Genomic DNA, 25,635 nt, shown 5'->3' with positions numbered 1-25,635 from the left:
AGTATTGGTGCCGTCCTTGAATTATCATCAGCATCTATTCACAGTTAATCGAGAAAATTTGAGATTTTGGGATTTTAATTGACTTTACCAAACATTTAAACTCTCCAAATATGTTTTGCGGGTTATGTCATTGTCACAAGCTTCTACAAGTGCCCGGATTAGAGGTTTCAATTTCTTTTCTTTTGAGGATTAACTTACATGAACAGAGGGAATAGAAGCAGATAACCTAAGTAACTATTCAGGAGTGATGCCCAGATGAATAAGTCGATCCAATTTTCAAAGAAACTTATTAAAGAAATAAAGGAAGATCGTGTGACCGGGCTGGCAGCAGAACAAGCTTATTACTATTTACTGGCACTATTCCCTTTGCTCATTTTACTGCTGTCCATATTACCTTATCTGAACATCGATATTCAGACAGCCCTCGACACGATAAAAACCTTCATGCCTGCAGAAACGATGGAAGTCATCGAGAAAAATATCATCAACATATTATCTGAACGGAACGGCGGGTTACTGACTTTTGGTTTCCTTGGAACGATATGGTCCGCTTCCAACGGAATGAATGCGTTCATCCATTCCATGAATATTGCCTATGATGTGGAAGAAACAAGGAATTTCATTAAAGCCCGCTTCATTTCCATTATATTGACATTAGGCCTGGTTGTAGCATTCATCGTCATGTTAGGTCTCCCCGTCTTCGGAAAAGTCATCATCGAATTATTACAGCAGGTAATTCCGATCCCAGAAGAAACGCAAATCTTATTCAGCTTATTACGGTGGGTCATCGCGGTTGTGGTCATTTCACTTGTCCTGGCCTTTTTATATCGCTTTGCACCGAATAAAAGTTTTCCCATTAAACATGTCATCCCTGGCGCAGTGACCGCAACTGTACTTTGGCTGGGAATATCACTTGGATTTTCATTCTATGTCAGTAATTTTGCCAACTACTCTTCCACTTACGGCAGTTTAGGAGGCGTCATCATCTTGATGCTATGGCTGTATTTGAGTGGTCTGATTTTTGTGATCGGCGGAGAAATCAATGCAATTCTTCATCGCCAAAATTCCATTCCAAAAAAACAGTCACGCACGATCGTTCATCCTGTCCCGCTTAAAAGATAAAATCAAGATTAAAAAGCGGCTGTCCCATTCGGACAGCCGCTTTTCTAATTAACCTTTATTGACAAACTCTTCATATCTTTCATCATGGGCCAGCCATGCAGCGTATTTCCGCTTCATGTATTTTTCCGCTTCCGCAAATGTATCGAATGTTTTTTTCTGTTGTTTGCCGTTGATTTCAACAATCCATTCCTCTTCTTCATCTTCATAGATGAATATGTCCTGTTTGTCTCTTGTTGAATATAGGCAACCCTCTGGGGATCCTTTTACATTCAATTGATTCTTATGTGCGTCTCGTTTAAGGGGCTCGGCATAGAAGGTCTTTTCGACATATTGGCTATAAGCCTTTTCGGACATCGTACAACCTGCGGCTTTTTGGTGGCCGCCACCATCGTACTTGCCAGCAACCTCAGAAACATCTATATCATCGTGGATTGTCCGGAAGCTGATTCTTTTACTTCCTACCATCAGTATGGCTATATAATCCAGATGTGAGAACTCCTTCGACAGTTCATTTCCCAATTCCGAGTGGTATGACTCTGCATGGACCACACCAGCTGTATGGGGACCGACCGTAGCTTGATAAACTTCTCTTTTTTTCCTGTTTATGTACCTATCCACTCGACTCTCTTCAACATTCAGAAGCGTTTGTTCCACTTCGTCAAAAGTGAAACTTTCAGCCGTGGACAGCTTATTTGCGATTTTCATTTCGAATTCCTCTATCGGAATCATGAAAAACAGGTCATTCAATCGCTTTGCCGTTGTATTTTTATTGACTTCCCATTCCCAAGTATCATATTGACGGACCAATTCAACGAATTCAGCGACAATGCTTGAAGGTTCCAGCAATTTATTTTCAATTGCATACTGATAGAATAATGATGTGGCTGCCGTCTGTTTACCATCTTCCTGTTCGACAGTTACAGATGCCCAATCATGTTCGTTCAAGTGCAGTGCTGACTTATGATGATCGATCAGCAGAGCCTTGCCTCCATCTTCCACAAACTGAGTAATCATTTTTTCATTATCTTCATCAACCGATAGATCAGTAACGATCAATGTATCTTCAATCTTGGCCTGCTCAAGAAATGCGCCTACATTCTGATTAAGGCGACCAATTGAATTATAACTAACCACTACATCTTCCCCGAATGCCAGCTTAGCTACAATGCCGCACCCCACTCCATCTAAATCATTATGTGTAAAGAGATGGTACACACAAACCCCTCCTAATAACTAATAAATTTACTTTTCCCTAAAAACATGAATTTAAATTGCAATCTTTACAATTGTAGCATAATCATATCTGCATATTTTATCTTGCTTCCATTACGTGACGCTTTTGTTCGGTTTTTTTTCGAGTAATTACCTAATGATTCCTTACTTCCCATAATTTATAATGATAAATAATGAAAAAACACATTACTTTGAAATCGGGGTATTTCCATTGAAGGGGTTTAGGTGAGTGTCGAAGAGCCGCAATAACTAATCGATCAATGGCTAGGAACTTTACGAACTTAAGAAGAATTGCCAAATGGTTGAAGAAATTTGACTCAATCAGACCCACGATCCGGCACATCAAAAAAAACCGCAGGAATGTTATTTCCTGCGGCTTCCTTATTGAAATCACTGTTCTATCAATTTTCCAAGGTTGGCCATTTCAATGGCACTAACCGCAGCTTCATAGCCTTTGTTACCTGATTTTGTTCCAGCACGTTCAATGGCTTGTTCAATATTCTCAGTTGTCAGCAAACCGAAGATAACCGGTACACCTGTTTCCAATGAAACGGATGCCATGCCTTTAGCTGCTTCATTGCAGACATAATCATAATGTGAAGTAGCACCCCTGATTACCGTTCCAAGACCGATTACCGCATCATATTTACCTGTATTCACAAGTTTCTTAGCAATTAACGGAAGTTCAAAAGCACCAGGGACCCACGCGATGTCAACATCATTCTCATCAACGCCATGACGCTTAAGACCATCCAACGCCCCTCCTAAAAGCTTGCTTGTGATAAACTCATTAAATCTTCCTACCACGATTCCTACTTTCAATCCTGATCCGATTAATTGTGCTTCAATAGTTTTCCCCATGTCCAATTCCTCCTAATTTTTAAAAACAATAATTTTTTTTCATGTTAAGATTTCATTCCTTAAAAATCCTTCAAGCTTTCGGGATGTTCAGTTCAAGTTCCTGTTTCCCGATTGGATCATTTTGTTGAAGATACCGAATCAAATCGGCTATCGTAATGAACTTCAGGTTGAATTTATCAGCGATGACTTCTAAATCGGATACGCGGGCCATCGATCCATCTTCATTCATGATCTCACAAATGACACCGGCTGGAGCGGCACCGCATAACTTCGCCAAGTCCACCGATGCCTCCGTATGTCCTGCCCTTCTTAATACGCCGCCTTCTTTAGCGACTATCGGAAAAGTGTGACCAGGCCTTTGGAAATCTTCAGCGACCGAATCTTCATTAAGAAGCTCAAGGATGGTCAAGGACCGTTCAAAAGCACTGATTCCTGTAGAGGTGCTTTTATGATCGACACTTACCGTAAAAGCAGTGCCATGATGATCGGTATTTTCTCCAACCATAGGATGCAGTTTCAATTTTGCTGCCAGTTGTTCAGTGATGGTCGTACAAATCAAACCACGTCCATGAGTCGCCATGAAATTAATCGCTTCCGGTGTCGCCTTTTCGGCCAACACTACAAAATCCCCTTCATTTTCACGGTCTTCATCATCGGACACGATTACTACCTTGCCAGCCTTCAAATCTTCTATTGCTTCTTCTATTGTATGGAACATCATTACACCGCCCTTTTTATTAGAATCCATGCTCTGCCAAAAACTCTAAATTCAGTCCTGGTTTTGGATTGCCATTTTTCATTTGATGTATTATATATTTCCCAATCATGTCGTTTTCGATGTTAACGATATCGCCAGCCGCTTTTTGTCCCAATATGGTGTCCTGATGAGTCAATGGAATCAATGATACCGTCAAAAGGTTCCTTTCGATCCCAAATATCGTCAAGCTGGTTCCATCAATGGCCACGGAACCTTTTGGAATGCAAAAGGCACTAAGCCCTTCTTCCAATTGGATTACATAATATACGGCATTTTCTTTCCGTTCTTTTTTTATGATCGTTCCGGTCCCGTCGATATGACCTGAAACAAAATGACCGCCAAACCTTCCCTGTGCACTCATGGCTCGTTCGAGATTAACAGGTGATCCCAATTTTAACGTCCGGATCGAGGAAGCTTTGACCGTTTCCGGCATCACGTCGACCGTAAATAAACTTTTCGTGAAGGACGTTACCGTTAAGCAGACCCCGTTGACTGAAATACTATCCCCCAGATGCACATCTTCAAGGATTTTTTCAGAACGAATCGATAACTCCATACTGCTTTTTCCTTTTTTCAAGGAATGTACGGTACCGATATCCTCAATGATTCCCGTAAACATGTTTTTCCCCCTTTTATAAAATATAAAAAACCCCTTAGGATGGCCTAAGGAGTTAGCAGGAGAAATGAGTGAAAAAAATTGTATACCTAAAAAGCCTAATATTTTCATTTTCGAAAAATTAGGCGTACGTATACACTTGGGTTCCACACGTCCTTCTCCCATCCAGACTGTACTGTCGGCTTTGGAATCTCACCAAATCCTGCCTTTTAACAGGCTCGCGGGCTTAGAATTTCTTCATCACCGCCGGTTGGGATTTTCACCCGACCCCGAAGGACTAAAATAATATGAATCTTTGAATATTTTATCACCATAAAGTGAAGATGTAAAATTTCTAACCTTAAATGGTTCAATTGTTACAGGAACTTCCTATCTTTATGTAAATTTAACCCCGATGTGCTCCAAAAAGGTTAGGCAGGATAAATATGTGGAATAGGATTAGGGGATCACATTTCATATAAGGAGGAAGCTTAATGCTTATTTCCATCATCAACTTGATTTTCTATCTGTTCGTCGTCACGATGAATTTTTCAGCCAATTTCCTGCCATTGAACGGCCAGACATCAGGAGAGATTTCCGATAAACTTAATGTCCTTTTCACTCCTGCCGGATATGTATTTTCCATATGGGGCTTGATCTATTTCCTGCTCGCCATCTGGGTATTCAGGCAGTTTTTAAGTAAACATCAAAACAGACCTGCTTATAAGGCATCCTTCCCTTGGTTCGCTTTAAGCTGTGTCTTGAATGGAGCTTGGCTTTTAGCTTGGCACTATGAACACTTTTTGTTATCCGTATTCATCATCATTGCTCTTTTGGCTACTTTAATGGTCATTTATACAAGCATTAAAAAAGTGGAACACACTGCTTTCGACCTATTTCCGTTTTCCGTTTATACAGGCTGGGTAAGTGTTGCGACGATCGCTGACATTTCTTATTACCTCACGTATATCAAATGGGACGGTTTTGGGGTTTCCAGTTTATCCTGGACGATCGTCCTGCTGATTGCAGCAACAATCCTGGCTTTTGTCTTCGCAGGTAAAAACCGGGATTGGTGCTATCCTCTCGTATTCGTTTGGGCGTTCATAGGCATCGGGATACGAAATAGCTCCGCCTATCCTGTAATCACGGACATTTCTTATATCCTCGCTACCATTACTTTTATCATATCCATAACCATCTTCATAAAAAGTAGAAGGAATATGGTAGCCTAAAATGCTTGCTGAAGATCTTGCCAGACATCCTGCCAAGCTTCTAGACCAACTGAGAGACGGACCAGCTGGTCACTGATGCCCATTTGTTCCCTTGAAGCTTCAGGAACGGCAGAGTGCGTCATGGTAGCGGGATGCTGGATCAATGTTTCGGCATCCCCAAGACTTACGGCAATTTTAATTAGATTCAATTTATTGAGGAATTCCTGTGCATCCTGTTTTGTGCCATGCAATTCGAAAGAGATAAGGCCGCCGCCATGTTTCATCTGTTTTTGCATGATATAATGATCCGGGGAAGCTTCATCACCTGGATAATATACCTTTTTCACCTTTGGATGTTTCTTAAGTTCATGAAAGATTTCCATTGCATTGGCCGAATGACGGTCCATCCTGACAGGCAAGGTCTTTAACCCCCGCAATAGTAACCAGGCATCGAAAGGTGAAATGATTCCACCGATATCCTTTTGTGTAGTCCCAGCTACCTGATTCATGAATTCCTTCTTACCGACGACAAGTCCTGCAACGACATCCCCATGCCCGCAAAGATATTTCGTAGCGCTATGAAGGACGATATCACAGCCATACTCAAGCGGTCTCTGTAGGTATGGCGTCGAAAACGTATTATCGACTACGACCGTCACATTATATTCCTTAGCAACTTTCACCACCATCTGTAAGTCAATCATTTTCATCGTCGGATTGATCGGGGTTTCTACATAGATGCAGGTCGTTTCCGGCCGGATCATTTTCCTGACCTGTTCTTCAGTATCCATTTCACAAAAATCATGCGTGATCCGGTATTTATTTTTCATTAGCTGCAGAAGGCCGAATGTACAACCATATACCCCCTGTGAGCAGAGGATGTGATCATCTGTTTTAGTTAACGCAAAAAGTACTGCTGAAACGGCAGCCATGCCTGAACCGAAAGCAAGACCAGCTTCCCCGCCTTCCAGTGCGGCAATCTTTTCTTCAAGCACTTGTACCGTTGGATTTCCAAGGCGTGAATAAATATATCCATCTTCCATACCGGCAAAACGCCTTTCCCCTTGCTCGGCATTTTCGAAAGTGAATGTTGAAGTTTGGAATAAGGGGGTTGCCAAGCTTCCCAAATGCTTCTTCGAGTCATATCCTTCATGGATGACTGCCGTTTCAAACTTTTTATACTTTCCTGTCATACCGTCTCCTCCTAACCTATGTCTATTGCTATCATATGTCAAAAATCCATATAAAGGAAGCGTTTTCATTCATGATCATCACCCATAAATGAACTCCTGAATTTATAGTAAATATAATATGATTACTCCATGGCAATAGATGAAAAAGTCCAGTTGGATTTACCTGGGCATTCGCAAAAAAGGGACAGCCGCATGGCCGTCCCTTTTTGCGAATCATTCATCGACTACGATGTTTCCACCATAGAAGGTTACTCTCGTTAATGCTAACTCCAGTTCACGAGCCATTTTTTTCAACTCTCGCTCTTCTCTTTCCGTTACGATTGAAATGACCGTACCATCTGCACCTGCACGCCCAGTTCTCCCGGATCTATGGATATATTGTTCGATATTGTCAGCCATATCAATATGAACGACCGCAGTAAGGCCTTTAATATCGAGCCCCCTTGCCGCTACATCCGTTGCTATCAGCATCGGGGATTTTCCGGAACGAAGCTTGCGCAGTGCTTTCTCCCTGTCGACTTTATTGGATTCACCGTGAAGCACGCCCATTTCAATACCTTTATAACTCAGCTTTTCATGTAAGACGCTAAGCTCCGCAATATCATTCAGGAAGGCAAGTGCCTTCACATCTTTAAGTCTTGTGATTTTCTCGAGAATCTTGGACTTTTCCCGTCTCTCAACAACAAAGTAAAGATGGTCCACCTTGGATTCCATTTTTTCATTTTTATCGACCTTGATCATTTCGGGTTCATTCATGAATCCCCTGGCCGCTTTTTCCGTTTCCTCTGGCAGGGTTGCTGAAAATACCATGATTTGTCGATCTTTTAGTGTTGTTTTGATAATATTATTGATCGTTCCCATATGCTCTGGAATGATCAATTGGTCACCTTCATCAAGTACTATCGTCTTAACTTCATGCATCTTCAGTTTCTTTTGGGCAATCAATTCGTAAATCCGTCCCGGTGTTCCAGCAATCACTTGTGGACGCTTCTTCAGTTTGTCCAACTGCCTTTTCACATTAGCACCGCCGATGAATGCTGCACCCGTAATGCCGCTTCCCTCTGACCAAATGCGAATTTCTTCATTGATCTGCATGACCAGTTCTCGTGATGATGCCAGAATCAAAGCTTGGGGCGATTTTTTTTCAGGATCAATCTTTTCCAGCAATGGCAGTAAATATGCCAATGTTTTTCCTGTACCTGTCGGTGATTCGGCCATGATATCCTTTCCCTCGACAATCACGGGGATCGCTTTCGTTTGTATCGGGGTAAGTTGTCCGAATCCGGACTTTTTCCAGGCTTCTTGTATATATGGTTTTCTATCGTTTATTAATTCAGGTAATTCGCTCATATCGTTCTCCTTTAATATAAAACTTTTCCTATCTTTCATAGTACCATTTATTCTTGTCCAGTAGCCAACGGAATACGAATTGTAACCGTCGTCCCTTTGTTTATCTCACTTTCAAAATCCATTTCCCCCTGAAGGCGATGAACGATTTTCCGGCAAATTGCAAGCCCGATCCCTGAACCTTTTTCCTTCGTCGAGTAAAAAGGCTCACCAATCCGTTCAAGGCGCTCGGGCCCCATTCCCATGCCATTATCACTCACGCTGACTACAGCATGTCCATCGATTATTTGCAGAGATATATCAATTTCCCCATTATCTTCAATCGCTTCAATGCTGTTCTTGACGATATTGATTACCAACTGTTTAAGTTCAATTGAATCAGCCATAATATAAATCGGTTCGGCGGTTTTAATCCTTAGCCCCATTTCGATATTATTCAAATTCGTTTCTGCTTTCATCAACGTGAATACCTGTTGTAAACTGTCGGCAAGATCGATCCTGCAGTATGCGACATCCTGTTTCTTCCCGAGAACCAAAAGTTCACTTGAGATAATATTGATTCGGTCAATTTCCTTCAACATGATATCAGAATGCAGCGGGTTCACTTCCTGGGTCATATCCATTAACTGTACGAATCCTTTTAAAGATGTCAGCGGATTCCTTATCTCATGTGCGACGGCCGCAGCCAGATGTCCGATAACAGATAGCTTTTCAGACATGATCATCAATTCCTCTTCGCGCCGCAATTCGGTGATATCCCTTACGATGGCATATACTCCAAGCATTTCCGAGTGGACGATGATCGGTAAAAAAGTTACACGGATTATCCGTTGTTCATCACTGCTATTCTGAATGGACGTTTCGAATTTTACAGCCTCCCCTTGAAGGGACTGTAGAAAGAATTCAGCTACTTTATCACTTTCATTCCAGTTGATGAGATGATTCGCATTCTTGCCTTTCAAATTGTCACTATGATGACCTAACAGTTTTTCTGCTTCCGGGTTTATCGAAACGACATTTCCTTCGAGATTCAGCTCAAGGACACAATCCGGGTTATGCTTGAACAGCGACCGATACTGTTCATCCTTCAGAATGAATTCCTGTTGGGACCTCAACATTTTCCCCGTCCAATACCTGATTATGAAGTATAGGAAAAGTCCGGTTATGAATATGAACATCCACCCTTTGGAATGTTGAAACATTGCATATATCTGAACATCTGACCTTGCCTGCGTCATAGAGATGTAATCCGTAATGATAATCCATAAGACCCCAATGAATATATATATAAAAGCCACTTTACATGCAATTTTATGAGATTGGTTCATATTTTTTCCTTTGTATTGTTTTTTGGTTTATTATTCCCAAATCACTCAAAAAAAGCCCTCATGTTTTCAACATAAGGACTCTATCGATATTGTAACATATATATAGTAATCATTGTTTTATATCGTTAAAAAATCCAGCAGCATTACTACTGGATTTTCAATAAATCAAGAGAGGTCTTTAATGGCTTGATTGAATTCTTCTTCGATATCTTTTGTAGGCTTGGCCGATAGTAAGCTGAAAACGACCACCGCTATTGAACCAGCGATGAAACCAGGAATGATTTCGTATATTTCAGCAAACTTATCGATCATATCCCAGACGATCACGGTTGCCGTACCGACAATCATTCCCGCCAAGGCTCCCCATTTCGTCATCCGTTTCCAGTACAGGCTTAACAAAATGACAGGACCGAATGCCGCCCCAAAACCAGCCCATGCATAACCAACCAATTTAAGGATCGTACCGCTTGGATTAAAAGCCAATAATAGGGCAATGGCAGATATCGCCAACACACCAAACCGACCTACCAGCACTAATTCCTTATCAGGTGCGTTCGGCCGAATGAACTGCTTATAGAAATCATCTGTCAGAGCACTTGCCGATACCAACAGCTGTGATGCAATCGTACTCATGACCGCCGCTAAAATCGCAGCCAACAAGAAGCCTGTAATTAAAGATGGAAACAGTTCTTTAGCTAATATGATGAAGACGGACTCAGCATTCCTATCCCCTAAAGGACTATTTGTCAGGTTAAAATATGCTATTCCCACCAATCCGGTGAACATCGCTCCGACGATAGCAAAAATCATCCATCCCATACCGATACGCCGTGCACTTTTCAATTCTTTAACAGATGAGACCGCCATGAATCGAACGATTATATGAGGCTGTCCGAAATAACCAAGCCCCCATGCCAGAAGAGATATGATGCCAATGGTTGATGTTCCTTCAAAAACATGCAATAAATTCGGGTTAATCGATTTTATTTCATTGAAGGTAGGATTCCAGCCCCCAATATTTACAATCGTGACAACTGGTACTAGAATTAAGGCAATGAACATGATTGTACCTTGTACGAAGTCCGTCCAGCTGACAGCCAGGAATCCGCCAAATAATGTATAAAGAATAACAACGCTCGCGGTCAGCCAGATACCCCACCGGTAATCTAAATTGAAAGCCGTACGGAAAAGCTCACCGCCGGCTACCATGCCTGAAGAGGTATAAAAAGTGAAGAAAATTAAAATGACCGATGCTGATACCACTTTTAAGACCCGGGAGCCATCTTTAAACCGATTTCCCAAAAAGTCGGGAATCGTAATCGAATTGCCGGCAATTTCCGTATATGTCCGAAGTCTTGGTGCCACGAATAACCAGTTTAAATAAGAGCCTGCACACAGGCCGATGACAATCCAGCCAGCACTCAACCCGCTTATGTACATCGCACCAGGAAGACCCATCAACAGCCAGCCACTCATATCGGAAGCCCCTGCACTCAATGCCGTTACAGCCGGGCCCAAGTTCCGGCCGCCAAGCATGTAATCGGTTAAGTTAGCCGTTTTCCGATAGGCCAAATAACCAATTAAAAGCATGCCTGCCATGTATATTGCAATTGATATTATAATTCCATATTCCAAAAATGAATCCTCCTATTTATAGGTTAATTTTCATCTTGTAAGCTTATCAGAAAAAAAAACATATGTTAAGAAGTTCTTGCACCTTTCAACGATTTCACTTTCAATATAAGTAAGAAAATTCATTTTATTAGAATAAATCATTTAGGAGGAATGCGCCATGCAATCCTATATCAATCAGCCAGATGGAGTCTTTCCCTCTGTTTGTTCTCTTGACTGTCCTGATCAATGCGGTTTACTTCTCCACAAAAAAGATGGGAAAATCATTAAAGTTCAAGGAGACCCTGATCATCCAGTCACAAAAGGGAATATTTGCAACAAAGTCCGCAACATGACTGCCCGCCTATATGACTCCAATCGCTTAAAACAGCCATTAAAGCGCATCGGTCCGAAGGGAAAAGGGAATTTCGTTCCAATCAGCTGGGAAGAGGCCATTGACACAATCACTTCCAATTGGAAAGACTTGATCGAAATGCATGGACCGGAAAGCATACTTCCCTACAGCTTTTACGGAAACATGGGCAACCTCAGCGCTGAGGGGATGGATCGCCGCTTTTTCCACAAACTCGGTGCAAGCATGCTCGAGCGTTCCATTTGTAATGCGGCAGGCTCAGTCGGATACAACTATACAATGGGTGGTTCATTCGGCATCGATCCAGAAGAAACGATTCATACGAAGCTTTTCATCATGTGGGGCATCAACGCTGTGAGCACTAATATGCATCAAGTGACACTTGCCCAGCAAGCCCGAAAAAACGGGGCCAAAGTAGTTGTCATTGACGTTCATAAAAACCAAACCGGCAAGTGGGCAGATTGGTTCATTCCGATTCTGCCTGGCACCGATAGTGCACTTGCCCTCGGATTAATGCATATTCTTTATGCCGAGAATCTAGTCGACCAGCCCTTTCTGAATGAATACACAGTGGGTGCTGCTGAATTGCGCGAACATGTCCGCCAATATGACCCTGCGACCGTCTCCGCGATAACTGGCGTTCCCATTGATGACTTATATGAACTTGCCAGGATGTATGGCACTACAAGCCCATCATTCGTTCGGATAGGCAATGGCCTGCAGCACCATGACAATGGAGGCATGGCGGTACGTACCATTGCCTGCCTGCCTGCCCTTACCGGCCAATGGATGGAGGAAGGCGGCGGAGCCATCAAAGGGAATTCAGGATATCTGGCCTTTAATATAAATGCCTTAAGACGTCCTGATTTATTGCGAAATAAAGCTACCCGGACCATTAATATGAACCAAATCGGCCAAGCTCTTATGGAAAAAGAAAACCCGATTCGCTCCATGTTTGTATACGGCTCCAACCCAGCACTTGTCGCTCCGAATGCAAATAAGGTGCAGGAAGGTCTAATGCGGGAAGATCTATTCACAGTGGTCCATGATCTATTCTTAACCGAAACGGCCATGTTTGCCGACCTCGTCCTTCCTGCCACGTCATCTTATGAAACGGAGGATTTTTATAATTCATATTGGCATAATTACGTCCAAATACAAAAACCTGTAGTCGAAAAATATGGCGAATCGAAATCGAATGTTGAATTGTTCAAACTGTTGGCTGCCGGGATGGGATTTGGGGAACAAGCAGCATTTAGAGATTCAGAGGAAGATATGATACGGCAGGCTCTGGATTTTCCCGACAACCCGCATTTGGAAGGCATCACCTATGACTCCCTTTCAAGGAATCAATTTGTCAAAGCCAAAATGCAGCCGATGTTCCCAGGCAAACTCCCGACACCAAGCGGTAAAATCGAACTTTATTCCGAACGGATGAAGCGGGATGGATACGAGCCATTGCCCACATATACGCCAATCATAAAAGACAGCGACCTGCCATTTTTATTCATTCCGGCACCTAATCACAATTTCTTGAATTCAACCTTTTCAAATAATGCCAAACATATCTCCATGGAAAAGGAACCGAAACTGCACATGAATGCCGCCGATGCCAAAACAATGGGAATAGCCGCCGGAGATATGGTTAGAATCTGGAACGGTCGCGGTGAATGTTTGCTTACCGCTGCTCCCGGAGAAAATGTGTTACCAGGCGTTCTTGTCAGCCAAGGCTTGTGGCAGAATACGCCCGAAACAAAGCAACACATCAATTCCCTTACCCCAGATCGCCTCGCGGATATGGGTAATGGCGCCGTTTTCTTTTCAGGACGGGTTGATCTTGAAAAAGTCCAACAATAGTAAAGAAATGTTTAGCAATCTTTGATTATATCTGCGATTTTCGGATTATATCTGTGATTTTCGGATGATATATCTGCGATTCTCGGATTATATCTGCTCGAATTATATCTGCGATTCTCGGATTATATCTGCGATTCTCGGATTATATCTGCGATTCTATATAAAAAGGCTGTTCCTCAAGGAACAGCCTTTTTTCTTCAAGCTATTTACTCTTCATCAAACCAGCCTGTTGGCTGGATATCCAAGTTATTATTGATTTGCTTCACTTCGGTATAAGCTTCGTAACCGAAAGTTCCCAGTTCGCGTCCATTTCCACTTTGCTTGAACCCTCCCCAAGGAGCTTCGTTGTAAGTCGGATGATATGAGTTTATCCACGTGATGCCGGCACGCACTTTTTTAATGACACGGTACGCTTTTGAGATATCATTCGTGAAGACCGCTCCCGCTAAACCATATTTCGTATCATTGGCAAGTCGAAGGGCTTCCGCTTCATCCTTGAACTTTTGAACGACAAGCACCGGTCCAAAAATTTCTTCCTGCACAATCCGCATATCCGGTGTCGTATCAACAAAAATAGTAGGTTCGACAAAGTAACCTTTATCCATGCCTTCTTCTTTAATTCGATTTCCACCGACGATTAATTTGGCACCTTCTTCTTTTCCGATTTGGATATACGATAATATTTTGTTCATATGGGCTTCTGAAACGATAGGTCCCATCTGGCTGTTTTCATCAGAACCTGAACCCACTTTGATTTTTTTCGCCTTCGCAGTAAGACTTGCAATGAACTGATCGTAAATGGATTCTTCCAATAGTAAACGGGAGCCTGCTGAGCACACTTGTCCTTGATTACAGAAAATCCCGTATAGAGCATAATCAACGGCAGTCTCAAAATCAGAGTCCGCAAATACGATATTAGGAGATTTGCCGCCGAGCTCCAATGTGACTTTCTTTAGGTTACCCAGCGAAGCCTCCATGATCTTACGCCCTGTTGCCGTGCCTCCTGTAAAGGCTACTTTATCGATTTCCTCATGCTCTGCAATGGCTTGTCCGACAACTGGCCCCGCTCCTAACACAAGGTTCGCGACACCTTTTGGCAATCCTACCTCATCCATGATTTCAAATAGTTTGACCGCCGTCACCGGAGTGATTTCAGATGGTTTGAACACAACGGAATTTCCTGCAGCAAGCGCCGGAGCGAGTTTCCAGGCTGACATCATTAGCGGGAAATTCCAAGGAACGATCTGCCCGCATACACCGATCGGTTCCCTTACGACCATCGATTGCTGGCCGTCAGGAACTTCAAAAGTCTGACCTGTCGGTTTTGTGGCCAATCCTGCATAATACCTAAAACATGCTGCCGAATCAGCTATATCAAAACGAGCCTCACGCAATGGTTTCCCATTATCCAATGTTTCCAACGCAGCTAGTTCTTCAGCTTTTTCTTCTATTTTGTCGGCTATTTTGAACAAAATGCGAGCTCTTTCGACGGCAGGAGTTCCCCACCAACCACCTTCATAGAAAGCATATTTTGCTGCCTCGACCGCTGCATCCACATCTTCCTGTGTTCCTTCCGCTGCTTTGGCAATAACTTCCCCCGTGGCCGGATTCAATACATCCCTCTTCTCACCCGAAGTCGAATTCACCCATTCCCCATTGATGAACATCTTTAAGTCCAATGCTCCCGTTCCTTCTTTTTTCGTATTATTTTGCAAAGTTTCCTGCATGTAATTTCCTCCTCTGTTTTAAGTTATCTACCTATATATAAATATGAGCAAGATTCATGCCAGTTTGAAATTTTAGGTAACTCACGTTTTTTTGCCCTTTCCTGTCATTTTTAAATTCAGTCGTGAATTACCTATTCATTTTTGCATAACTCATAGGCAAAACTTCTTCCAAGTTTCACAGAAAAAAAGAGATGAGCAGCTGCTCACCTCTTTTCTGATTAATTCCGATTAATAATGACCAATTTCATTTCCGTCATTTCTTCAATGGCATATTTCAATCCTTCGCGCCCAGTCCCGCTTTTTTTGACTCCGCCATATGGCATGTTGTCAACACGGTAAGTTGGGATATCATTAATGATAACACCGCCGACTTCCAATTTTTCTGCGGCAGAAAGAGCTAGATTGATATTTTCCGTGTAAATCCCGGCCTGCAATCCGAATTCGGAATCATTGACAAAGTCAATCGCTTCCTCAACGGAGGAAACCTTATTGATCAAAACTATTGGAGCGAAGACCTCCTGGCAAGATACCTTAAGCATGGCATCCACTTCCAGCAACACAGTGGGATGCAGGATATTCCCTTCAGATTTACCTCCTGCTGCAACTATCGCCCCGTGTTGTTTAGCTTCACCGATCCAATCCAGACTTCGCTGAACATCCCCGGCGCTGATCAATGCTGAAATATCCACAGACGGGTCCAAAGAATCTCCCAGTTTCAAGCCATTCGTTGCTTCCGTGAATTTTTTGACGAACTCATCATACACCTCTTCATGAACATAAGCGCGCTGTAAGGAAATGCAGACCTGCCCTTGAAAAGCGAATGCTGCCGATACACAGCGTTGGATGATTTTATCGATATCGATCCCTTTATCCACGATGACAGCCGCATTCGAACCTAGTTCAAGACTCACTTTCTTTAACCCGGCCTTATTACGGATCCCGATTCCTACAGCCGGACTTCCAGTAAATGAGATGCTCTTCACCCGTGAATCGGTGACTAATTTATCACCGATTACCGAACCGCTTCCGGTAACTAAATTAAACGCACCTGCCGGCAAATCCGTTTCGGCCAATAATTCAGCAAGAAACAGTGAAGATAGCGGTGTTTGGCTCGCAGGTTTCAGGACGAGTGTATTTCCGGCAGCAATGGCCGGGCCCACTTTATGGGCAACCAGGTTCATCGGAAAATTAAATGGCGTAATCGCACCCACAACGCCTAGAGGCTCACGGACCGTGTATCCTATCCTTCCTTCTCCGTCAGCTGTGGCATCCATCGTCAATGTTTCTCCATGAATCCTTTTTGCTTCCTCTGCTGCAAATTTATATGTGGCAATCGTCCGGGATACTTCAACCATTGCCGTTTTAATCGGTTTCGCTGCCTCTTTTGCAATAATTTCAGCTGCCTCATCTTTGCGGCTTTCCAAAAGGCTCGCAAGCTTTTCAAGTATGGCAGCGCGTTTATGACTAGGTAAAGCTGCCATCGTTTTTCTAGCCTGATAGGCTGATTCTATGGCCAACTCGACATCTTCAAGGCTTGCCGAGGGAATCTCCGCTAGAACTTCCCCGCTATAAGGGGACTTTAGTGTCGTGAACTTTTCAGCTTCTTGCCATTTACCATTAATGTATAATTTCTTTTTCAGCGTTTCCGTCATGACCATCACTTTCACCTCTTATAAAATTTCTTTTTCGACTGCAGTAAATGTCTCATCAAGGATTTCAATCATTCTTTCGACTTCTGCTTTAGTAATGATTAAAGGCGGTGCGAATACAAGTGTATCTTGATCAAACGTAACCGAACGGCAAATCAAACCATTCTTCGCAGCTTCGGCAACAAGTCTTGGAGCAAGCTGTGTCTCAAAGCCTTCACCTGTTTGTTTGTCCTTTACGATGGAGATGCCTCCAATTAGTCCAAGTGCCCTCACATCACCAACAATCGGATGTTTGCTTTGGAGCTTCTTAAAGCCGGCAAGCAACTCTTCACCACGCTGTTTCGAGTTTTCTATAAGGTTTTCACGTTCAATTATATCAATATTTTTCAAAGCAACCGCACATGCCATCGGATGGCCACTGTATGTGTAGCCGTGTAAAAGCGTACCTTTTGATAGGGCAATGAAATCCTGATGCATCTTATCATTCAGGACGACCCCGCCTAACTGTGCATATCCGCTCGTCACACCTTTTGCAAAGCACATCATATCAGGCACAACACCAAAGTGTTCAATCCCAAAATAAGTCCCTGTTCTTCCGAAACCTGTAATGACTTCATCCGTCACCATCAAAATGCCGTATTCATCACAAATTTCCCTTACTTCCTTAAAATAGCCTTCAGGAGGAAGGTTCACGCCACCGGCTCCTTGAATCGGTTCAGCGATAAATGCCGCAATCGTTTCCGGTCCTTCCTGTTCTATGACCTTACGCAGCTCCTCGATGGAGGAACCGTCCACATGATAAAAGTCAGGTGCGATTGAATTCGTGAAATCCCGGAACGGCTTCAGGCCAGTCGCACTTGTAGCTCCCATTGCCACTCCATGATAGGACTTCGAGCGGGAAATGATTTTTTGACGATTAGGCTGCCCTTTCAAAAGCCAGTAATGACGAGCAAGTTTGATCGCTGTATCATTCGACTCCGATCCACCTGAAGTGAAGAAAACTGCATTCAAATCCCCAGGCGCGATGGATGCGATTTTGGCCGCCAAACGGATTGCTGGCTCATTGCTGAAAGTGGCGAAACTTGAGGTGAAAGCTAATTTGGCCATTTGTTCCTTCGCGACTTCAGCCATCTCTTCTTGTCCATGTCCAATATTCACATTCCAAAGTGAAGCCATGCCATCAATGACAGTCCTGCCCGTGACATCCGTAAGATATATTCCCTTTCCTTCCTTAAAGATGAAACTTGGACCATCTGCCTGCTGTTGTTCGATTGCAGTAGTCGGATGAATAAAATGCTTTTTATCCAAATCGATTAATTCCTGAATACTCGTAGTCTCTTTAATCATGTAAAAAACACCCTTCTCATGTAATGGATTTTTTCAAGCTAGTTTATTTTTATATTTATAGATGTAGCAAGAAGCATGCCAAATTATATGAGCCTTATATTAAAGGTATTCAATTTAAAATGATTCATATATAAATCAATAGAAGCACGTGTTGATTCACATATAAATCATTTGATTCACATTCGAATCAATCAACTCCCATTCATTAGATTACTACTGAATGACAAGCATTTTTTCGAATCCCCCTCTTTATTTCTATTTGATGTTACAAAACCTGACACACAATGTTGAATTTTCGGAAGATTTGTATTATTATCATGTTAATATTTTTTCATTAATTTTGAGCCGCTATGTTAATCTAAATGAAAGAAGTTGATATATATGCAGGTAGGATTTGAACTGTACCAAAAACAAACCTTGAAGTTGTCATTAACCCCTGAATTACAGCAATCGATCAATATCCTTCAATATTCCACCCATGAACTGATAGATTTCCTGAACCGGCAGGCTTACGAAAATCCCGTTCTCGAAATTAGCTTTAAAGAACCCCTCGCATCACTAAGTATTCATACTAAAATAAATTCTCAGATACGTGGTTCTTCCTCTAAAAGTAAAGGTTTCAACGGAGACAATGATTACAACCCTATCAACAATCATTCAGTCAGCACAGAAACACTTGAAAGGCATTTACTGGAACAATTGAGTTTACTAAGTTCATTGAATGCATTTGAAAAGAAGATTCTCCAATTTTTGATTGGAAACTTAAATGATTATGGATTTCTAGAATTGGATGTCCATTGGACTGCTTCGCATTTTTCCGTACCCGTGGAAGAAATCGAAAATATGATTCAAATATTGCAATCCCTTGACCCAATTGGAGTCGGTGCTAAAGATCTGACCGATTGTTTACTCATTCAGCTGCGTGAGCATGAGAATCACAATGAATTGGCGTATAAGATCGTTAAAAAGCACTTAGAAGATTTAGCAGAAAAACGCTACAGGAAAATTGCCGCCCTTCACCAAGTGACCGTTCAGGAAGTACAAGAGGCCTCGGATTTCATCCGTACGTTAAACCCGCGTCCTGTCAGTCACTTTTCCGATGATATGACTCATTACATCGTTCCGGACGTTTACGTGGAAAAAGATAAAGAAGGTTTTCTGATAACGGTCAACGATAGCTGTACACCTAAACTTTCCATCAATCCTTACTACAAGAACCACGTCGCCATCAATTCTGTTAATCCAGCTAAAGATTATATAAAAGGGCACATAAATGATGCCCAATTACTGTTAAAAGGGCTCGAACAAAGGCAAATGACGCTTTACAAAGTGACCGCGTCAATCGTGGAGGAGCAGCATGAGTTTTTCATGAAGGGAATTACGGGATTAAAACCTATGACACTGAAGAACATTTCGGAAAAACTTCAGCTTCATGAATCAACGATCAGCAGGGCGACGAGCAATAAATATATCCAGACGCCGCATGGCCTCTTTAAACTAAGGAACTTCTTTACTAGAGGGTTACACCGCGTGAACAGCCCAGCAACCGAATCATCGACCACCATCAAAGAAAAAATAAAGGTCCTGATTGCCGATGAAGATAAAATAAAGCCTTTTTCAGATCAGAAACTTTGTCAAATATTCGAAAATGAAGGGACGAAGATCTCCCGCCGCACTATTGCAAAATACCGTGAAGACCTCGGTATACCAGGATCTTCAAAACGGCGCAGATTTTAAAATCAAACCGAATTTTTAAAAAGACTCTTACAATGGAGTATCTATTGTAAGAGTCTTCTATTTTTTCCACCCCTGAACCAGGGGCTTAATAAACAGTTTTGGAATTATAATATATCGGTTTATTTATTCCCCCATTTATCCTCGAAAATAAGTTCATCCATCAGCCTTCTTTTTTCCCAATTGGCAAGTTCAAGAATAGGTTTATCCGGATATTGATCCGTATAGCCAATCGACAGGAGTGCAACAGGTTCTATATGCGGCGGAATCTCCAAAATATCACGAATATCATTTTTCTTGTAAAAGCTTACCCATCCCATTGCCAATCCTTCCGCATAGGCAGCCAGCCACATATTTTGAATGGCGCAGGCAGTGGATAGGATATCGGTTTCCGGAATGGAGTTCCTCCCTAAAACATGGGAGCCTCCCCGTGTCGGGTCGCATGTAACACAAATGGTATATGGTGCTTCTTTTAACCCTTCCACTTTCAAACTAAGAAACTTATTTTCTTTACCTCCTTCATAATGAATAGCGAGGGCCCTTCTTTCTTTATCCGCTGCCCATGCCAAACTGTCCTTTGTTTCCTGAGACGAAATCACGATGAAACTCCAAGGCTGCATGAATCCTACAGACGGCGCATGATGTGCAGCATCCAAAATTCTGCGGAGTATATCCTTTGAAATAGGCTTTGGCAAAAAACTCCTGATATCCCTGCGGTTATAAATGGCTTTATATACGGCAGCTTGTTCTTCATTAGTAAACATAGTTTCCCCCCTGTTTCCGGCTCCCCGGAAATTCATCTAAACATACAATATATTTTATAGGTAAACCCTTACAATTAAAATATCCTCTGGCTCAGCTCATTCCGTCCACAACAAGATCCGCTCTTTCTTGAGGCCTTTGCACACCCACATAGAGATCTTCATGAACCATCCAATTATCCTCCCACATTTGACGCGCATCTTCACCATCCCGCTCAAGGCCACGTTTCAAACGCTGATCACGGGGACATTCCACCCAAATCGTGAAATCAGGGTACCCTGCCAATTCTTTACGGATAGAATACGTTCCTTCTATAATGACAAGGCCCCCAGCAGGAACTTCATGCCATTCGGCCATAGTGTCCGTTTCCCAATCATACCTTTGATATCTTGCTTCTTTCCCCTTTGTAAGAGGTTTTAGGATTTGGTTACAAACCCGTTCCCAATCATAATCCGCCCCGATAGGCTTTTGGGATGGAGGCAGTTGAACCCTTTCCGATGACGGCAAATAAAAATCATCCATATGAACGGCCACGCTACCTGGACATTCTGCTTGGATACGGGCAGCGAGTGTACTTTTTCCAGATCCGCCCCGGCCATCTATGGCCAATATATAGAGTGAGCGTTTTTTGGAAATTTCGTGAATTTCAGCTATAAGACTGCTGATCGTATACTGTCCATTGAGTGTTGGAAAGTTCATAAGCATTCCCCCTATACTACTTATTTCTATTAATCCTCCCTTAAACTCCTTCCTTGAGGGGATAATTTAAAAAAATAAGCAGAAGATGCTGGCATTGAATAAAATCCAATTTGCTCCCAAGCTTCATGTCTGATTAAAGAAACAGAGAAGGAAAAGGCCCCTTTCCCTCCACTTCATGGAGAAACTGTCTACGATCAAACGGCCAGGACTTTCCATGTAATGGACTTGAAAACTTCTTGTTATAGACATATATATCGGAGAAAGGCCTTCGAAGGTTCGAATGCGACTTGATGCAATGTTATATAATGACCATCGATTTGAATACGCCATTCGGATCTGCGATTGAAACCTGATCGGGTCAGCAAATAAAATGGCTTATCGGCATTATGCTGCCAATTCGGACTTGCCGAAGAAAATGATTTGGCTTTTTCTCGCAGATCCTGAACTTCAACTTAGCTTTCCATGGATACTAATGGCCGCTTCCCAATAGGTTTTCCTGTTCTGCGAGCATTACGGCTATCTTATCCTGGATTGCCGTAATGCCTTTTTCTTCTACAAAATTATTAAGGATGATTGAAAATATGATTTTTTCCCCTCTTTTGGTCGTCACATAACCTGATAAGGAGCTCGTACCTGAAATTGTCCCTGTTTTCGCGCGGACATTCCCGGCTGCAAGTGTCCCTTTCATCCTCTTTCTAAGCGTACCGCCCACCATCCGATTTTCGTTGCCTGCAATCGGTAAAGCATTCAAGTAAGCAGGAAACCACGTTTTTTCCTGAATGGCATACAGCAGCTTCGTTATTTCATTCGCTGGAATCATATTGACTTGGGAAATTCCAGACCCATCACGCATCATGATCGTTTGCATATCGAGACCCATACTCTTCAGCTGATTTCGAGCAACCTTCAAACCATCCTTCCAGCTTCCCTCCCCATCTGCCTCTTTGCCCATTTCCTTCACCAAAACCTCGGCATGGCTGTTATTGCTCAATTTCATGAAAGGAATAAGCAGCTGTGAAAGCGGCATGGACTGATGAGTGGCAATCATGTCCGCTCCTACTGGCGTTTTCCCTTTTTCCCTTTTTCCCAACACTTTAATTCCATGTTTCTTCATTGATTTTTCAAATAGGCTCAAGGCATATTCTGTGGGATCTTCCACCGAGATCCACTCTTTGGTCACCCCGGCATCTTCCGGAATGGTCCCGGTCACCGTAATGACTTGTGTGCCATGAGACCGTTCGATTTCAATTTTATTATTAGCATCTGCCGATACAGTTTTCGTTTTGTTGATGACCTTCACGTGATCGGTTTCAGGCTCCAGCTTTACCGTTGCCCTCTTTCCAGCCTTTTCCCCAGGGGCTATCTCCACGATGACGGTACCGGTATCGTAATCTTCATTCGGGGAAGCAGTTAAAGCCGAAACGGCTGCACCGTAATATTCCTGTTCATCGCTCCAAACCAAGTCTTGGGAATAACGAACATCATCATACCAAGAATCGTCCCCTATAAGATCCCCATGAACGAACTTAACGTGCCTTTGCTTCAGTGAAGCTGCCAGCTCATCAAAATCCTTTTCCAATAATGTGGGATCCCCTTTTCCCTTCAGGTATACATTGCCCTGCAGAACTTGGCCAACCTGCACTCCTTTTATGTATAGTTCCGTTTGAAAAGCATGATCTTCCCCTAAAGTTTCCAACGCAGCTGCTGCTGTCAAAAGCTTAAGATTCGAAGCAGGCCGCAATCTCGTTTGCGATCCCCGTTCATAAATCATTTCCCCCGTTTTAGCTGAACGGATGGAAATTCCCGTCAACGCCCCAGCCAATCCTGGCGATTGCTCCAATATTCGTTGAATTTCCTGCCCTAGGTTTCCATCATCATTCGCAGCCTGCATCGATTCTCCATTAAAAAAACAAATCAAAAACAGGAAGAATATAAAACTCAACTTCCTTTTATACGTCAAACCTATCACTCCCACTTTAGAAACTCACCACTTCTATCTTGTCCATTATTCGGTCATATAAAAAGAAAAGATCCACTAGAAAACTCCTTATTTATACATACTCGGGAAACTGCACGATTATTCGCCCGCCACTCCACGGCATGGGCTGCATAATTTCTATACATATACCTTTAATAGGGAACTTTTTTGCAAGATAATCCGTATAAGTATAAAGACATAGTAAGGAGTGAATATATGTATTCCAAGATACAGCCACCAACGAAGAAAATATCCAAAGAATCAGTGAAGGTGTGGCGGATGACTGAAGCCATTACCAATCTCATTATCCTCGCCGTCCTTGGCATCCTATTATTTGTTGATGATTATTTCACTTGGAAAGAATGGATTGGATGGATTTTAAACGGACTTATCGTATTATCTTTTTTCCATGCTATCTGGTCCATCTTCATTGAACCGATACTTTTGCAAAAGTATTGGCGTTACGACGTGAACGAAGAATTCATTCAAACAAAACGTGGAGCATGGAGTGAAACGCATGAACTCATTCCGATGACGAAGGTTCAATCTGTCAAATTGAACCAAGGACCGTTTTTGCGAAAATACAACCTTTATTCCCTAAGCATCGGAACAATGGGCGACTCTCATGACATACCAGCCATCCCCGAGAAAGAGGCGTATGAATTACGAGATAAAATTGCCCATTTCGCAAAAATTAAGGAAGTGGATTAATGATGGAAGAACACGCAAAACGATTACACCCTATCAAAATCCCTTTCGAATTTTGGAAATTGCTGAAAGGAAATGTATTTTTCATAATCATGCTTTATGTCCTGAATTTCGGTTCTGAAAAGATGTATATGAAGGTACTCCAAATCGGCTTTCTAGTTTATTTGGTTTGGAAAGTCATTTCTGTCATCCTTAGATGGTATACATACAAATACCAAATCAAAGAAGGTACCTTATACATTACTTCAGGGCTTGTCTCGAAATCGTATCGAACTGTCCCGCTTCATAAGGTTCAGAATGTCCAGCAACGCACGACGTTATTTCATAAGATTTTCAGATTGACCTCTTTAACATTCGAAACGGGGATGACTGGTGATCAGGGTAGCGTACCTTTCGAGATGATTTCCCGAAAAGAGGCCGAACGGCTTGAGGGGGAATATGCTTCAAAACAGGAACTTCCGGTTATTGAAGCGGATATTCCCGAAGAACGAATTGCTGAGGATATGGAACCAGCCAATGAAAAAACGATCCATTTCACTCCAAGCAAACATGATGTGCTGAAAGCTTCCTTTACATCACTCAGTTTCCTGGCTCTTATCCCGATATTGGCTACGTTATATAATACACTCGATGATTTTTTCGATTTGGAGAACGCCGAAGGGTTTCTTGCCAAGTTATTGGATACATGGTGGATCATTACCATCGTTATTGCAGGCCTCATATGTGTCGCCGTTGCCTTCGGAATCGTTTCCACATTCGTTAGATATGGAAAATATGAAATTTCATCCGATCACGAGCGCATATATATCAAGAAAGGTGTTCTGGACGAATCTGCTTTTTCCATTCGCAAAGAAAAAGTACAAGCAGTCGAAATCACCCAATCAATCATTAAAAGAGTGCTGGGGTTGGCAGAAGTGAAACTGATCAGTGCAGGAAGCACCGGTGATGAAGAGCTGGAAACGAACACCCTCTATCCTTTTTTATCAATTGAACGGGCATATGGGATGGTAGAAGAGATTTTACCCGCTTACAAAGTGGAACGATCAATGAGGTCACTATCGAAACAGGCCTTCAAAATCCGAATGCTGCGGCCCAGCTTTTTCTGGATTCTCACAACATTGGCGATTTATTACTTCAAACCCTCCCTATGGTATATCTCGCTGATTCTACTCGTCCTCATTTATACATTGAGAATAATGGATTACAAAAATAGCCGTTACTTGTTAAATGATGAGTTCATTCAGTTCAAATCCGGAAGTTTGGAAACATCACTATTCATTACCAAAAGAAGCAAGGTCATTCAAATTGAGGTGGAACGTTCGAAGCTGCAAAAGCTTTTCGGGCTTGCCACAATTGAAACGATCAACCGCTCCAAGCCTGTACACCATACAAAGCTCCAAGATGTATCCGTTGAATATGCAGACGAATTTTACACATGGTATATGGACAGGACAAAAAATATCCAATTCGAATAGTATTCAATGAATGAAAGAGTTGACCATGGCAGTCAGCTCTTTTTTTATCCACTATATTCCACCCCCTT

19 protein-coding genes, 1 pseudogene and 1 riboswitch are annotated in these 25,635 nt (G+C 42.4%); of the genes and pseudogenes, 6 read left to right on the top strand and 14 right to left on the bottom strand.

All coding sequences use genetic code 11. From position 1 onward, the window contains the following. Positions 1-255: 255 nt before the first annotated feature. Entirely contained in the window at positions 256-1,122 is an 867-nt protein-coding gene (locus AC1DIV_RS11105) for a YihY/virulence factor BrkB family protein (protein ID WP_048685095.1), read from the top strand. 48 nt (positions 1,123-1,170) lie between these two features. Here AC1DIV_RS11105 and AC1DIV_RS11100 read toward each other — a convergent pair whose 3' ends face one another. From AC1DIV_RS11100 to ribE, 4 genes and pseudogenes are all read right to left on the bottom strand, one after another. After that, positions 1,171-2,337 (bottom strand): DHH family phosphoesterase, encoded by a 1,167-nt coding sequence (locus AC1DIV_RS11100; protein WP_421161623.1) that lies wholly within the window; start codon positions 2,335-2,337, stop codon positions 1,171-1,173. Between the two features lie 408 nt (positions 2,338-2,745). Continuing rightward, positions 2,746-3,216, bottom strand: coding sequence for a 6,7-dimethyl-8-ribityllumazine synthase (gene ribH / locus AC1DIV_RS11095; RefSeq protein WP_048685088.1), 471 nt, complete (start codon positions 3,214-3,216; stop codon positions 2,746-2,748). Positions 3,217-3,295: 79 nt separating this feature from the next. After that, positions 3,296-3,934: pseudogene (ribB, locus tag AC1DIV_RS11090) on the bottom strand (3,4-dihydroxy-2-butanone-4-phosphate synthase); the annotation flags it as partial. Positions 3,935-3,953: 19 nt separating this feature from the next. Then, entirely contained in the window at positions 3,954-4,592 is a 639-nt protein-coding gene (gene ribE / locus AC1DIV_RS11085) for a riboflavin synthase (protein ID WP_034305702.1), read from the bottom strand. Positions 4,593-4,738: 146 nt separating this feature from the next. Beyond that, a riboswitch (FMN riboswitch) is annotated at positions 4,739-4,870 on the bottom strand. A 192-nt stretch (positions 4,871-5,062) separates the two neighbouring features. Between ribE and AC1DIV_RS11080 the strand changes: the two genes are divergently transcribed. Beyond that, positions 5,063-5,800 (top strand): TspO/MBR family protein, encoded by a 738-nt coding sequence (locus AC1DIV_RS11080; protein WP_477576406.1) that lies wholly within the window; start codon positions 5,063-5,065, stop codon positions 5,798-5,800. On the opposite strand, the gene megL is transcribed toward AC1DIV_RS11080, so the two are convergent. From megL to putP, 4 genes are all read right to left on the bottom strand, one after another. After that, a complete protein-coding gene (gene megL, locus AC1DIV_RS11075) occupies positions 5,797-6,972 on the bottom strand; it encodes a methionine gamma-lyase (RefSeq protein WP_477576404.1) in 1,176 nt (391 codons plus the stop codon). The genes AC1DIV_RS11080 and megL overlap by 4 nt on opposite strands. 213 nt (positions 6,973-7,185) lie before the next feature. Then, positions 7,186-8,322 (bottom strand): DEAD/DEAH box helicase, encoded by a 1,137-nt coding sequence (locus AC1DIV_RS11070; protein ID WP_477576402.1) that lies wholly within the window; start codon positions 8,320-8,322, stop codon positions 7,186-7,188. Positions 8,323-8,369: 47 nt separating this feature from the next. Then, complete coding sequence (locus AC1DIV_RS11065) at positions 8,370-9,437, bottom strand: ATP-binding protein (RefSeq protein WP_477576400.1); 1,068 nt, start codon at positions 9,435-9,437, stop codon at positions 8,370-8,372. 375 nt (positions 9,438-9,812) lie between these two features. Then, on the bottom strand, positions 9,813-11,282 hold the full coding sequence (putP, locus tag AC1DIV_RS11060) for a sodium/proline symporter PutP (protein ID WP_477576398.1): 1,470 nt from the start codon (positions 11,280-11,282) through the stop codon (positions 9,813-9,815). Between the two features lie 157 nt (positions 11,283-11,439). On the opposite strand from putP, the gene AC1DIV_RS11055 reads away from it, so the two are divergent. Continuing rightward, complete coding sequence (locus AC1DIV_RS11055; protein WP_477576396.1) at positions 11,440-13,488, top strand: molybdopterin oxidoreductase family protein; 2,049 nt, start codon at positions 11,440-11,442, stop codon at positions 13,486-13,488. A gap of 206 nt (positions 13,489-13,694) precedes the next feature. Here the strand turns inward: AC1DIV_RS11055 and AC1DIV_RS11050 are convergent, their stop codons facing one another. The 3 genes from AC1DIV_RS11050 to AC1DIV_RS11040 form a co-directional block, all read right to left on the bottom strand. Beyond that, on the bottom strand, positions 13,695-15,215 hold the full coding sequence (locus AC1DIV_RS11050; protein ID WP_048685059.1) for an aldehyde dehydrogenase family protein: 1,521 nt from the start codon (positions 15,213-15,215) through the stop codon (positions 13,695-13,697). A gap of 218 nt (positions 15,216-15,433) precedes the next feature. Further along, a complete protein-coding gene (locus AC1DIV_RS11045; protein ID WP_034306540.1) occupies positions 15,434-16,867 on the bottom strand; it encodes an aldehyde dehydrogenase family protein in 1,434 nt (477 codons plus the stop codon). Between the two features lie 18 nt (positions 16,868-16,885). Beyond that, entirely contained in the window at positions 16,886-18,211 is a 1,326-nt protein-coding gene (locus AC1DIV_RS11040) for an aminotransferase family protein (RefSeq protein ID WP_477576395.1), read from the bottom strand. Between the two features lie 381 nt (positions 18,212-18,592). On the opposite strand from AC1DIV_RS11040, the gene rpoN reads away from it, so the two are divergent. After that, on the top strand, positions 18,593-19,948 hold the full coding sequence (gene rpoN / locus AC1DIV_RS11035; RefSeq protein WP_477576393.1) for an RNA polymerase factor sigma-54: 1,356 nt from the start codon (positions 18,593-18,595) through the stop codon (positions 19,946-19,948). Positions 19,949-20,067: 119 nt separating this feature from the next. On the opposite strand, the gene bluB is transcribed toward rpoN, so the two are convergent. From bluB to dacB, 3 genes are all read right to left on the bottom strand, one after another. Beyond that, the gene (gene bluB, locus AC1DIV_RS11030) at positions 20,068-20,709 is read right to left on the bottom strand and encodes a 5,6-dimethylbenzimidazole synthase (protein ID WP_048685051.1); all 642 of its coding nucleotides are present in this window, start codon (positions 20,707-20,709) and stop codon (positions 20,068-20,070) included. A gap of 91 nt (positions 20,710-20,800) precedes the next feature. Beyond that, entirely contained in the window at positions 20,801-21,406 is a 606-nt protein-coding gene (locus tag AC1DIV_RS11025; RefSeq protein WP_477576391.1) for a uridine kinase family protein, read from the bottom strand. A gap of 469 nt (positions 21,407-21,875) precedes the next feature. After that, positions 21,876-23,297, bottom strand: a complete 1,422-nt coding sequence (dacB, locus tag AC1DIV_RS11020) for a D-alanyl-D-alanine carboxypeptidase/D-alanyl-D-alanine endopeptidase (RefSeq protein WP_477576435.1) — start codon at positions 23,295-23,297, stop codon at positions 21,876-21,878. A 303-nt stretch (positions 23,298-23,600) separates the two neighbouring features. On the opposite strand from dacB, the gene AC1DIV_RS11015 reads away from it, so the two are divergent. Further along, positions 23,601-24,095 carry a PH domain-containing protein gene (locus AC1DIV_RS11015; RefSeq protein ID WP_034305830.1) on the top strand — a complete coding sequence of 165 codons (495 nt, stop codon included), beginning with the start codon at positions 23,601-23,603 and terminating at the stop codon, positions 24,093-24,095. Beyond that, entirely contained in the window at positions 24,095-25,567 is a 1,473-nt protein-coding gene (locus AC1DIV_RS11010) for a PH domain-containing protein (protein ID WP_477576389.1), read from the top strand. The genes AC1DIV_RS11015 and AC1DIV_RS11010 overlap by 1 nt, the downstream gene beginning before the upstream one ends. Positions 25,568-25,635: the final 68 nt, after the last annotated feature.

Source organism: Peribacillus sp. 05N428, assembly GCF_056397085.1.
Note: the sequence above shows the minus strand (reverse complement) of the source record. Positions and strands in the feature narration are given on the sequence as shown.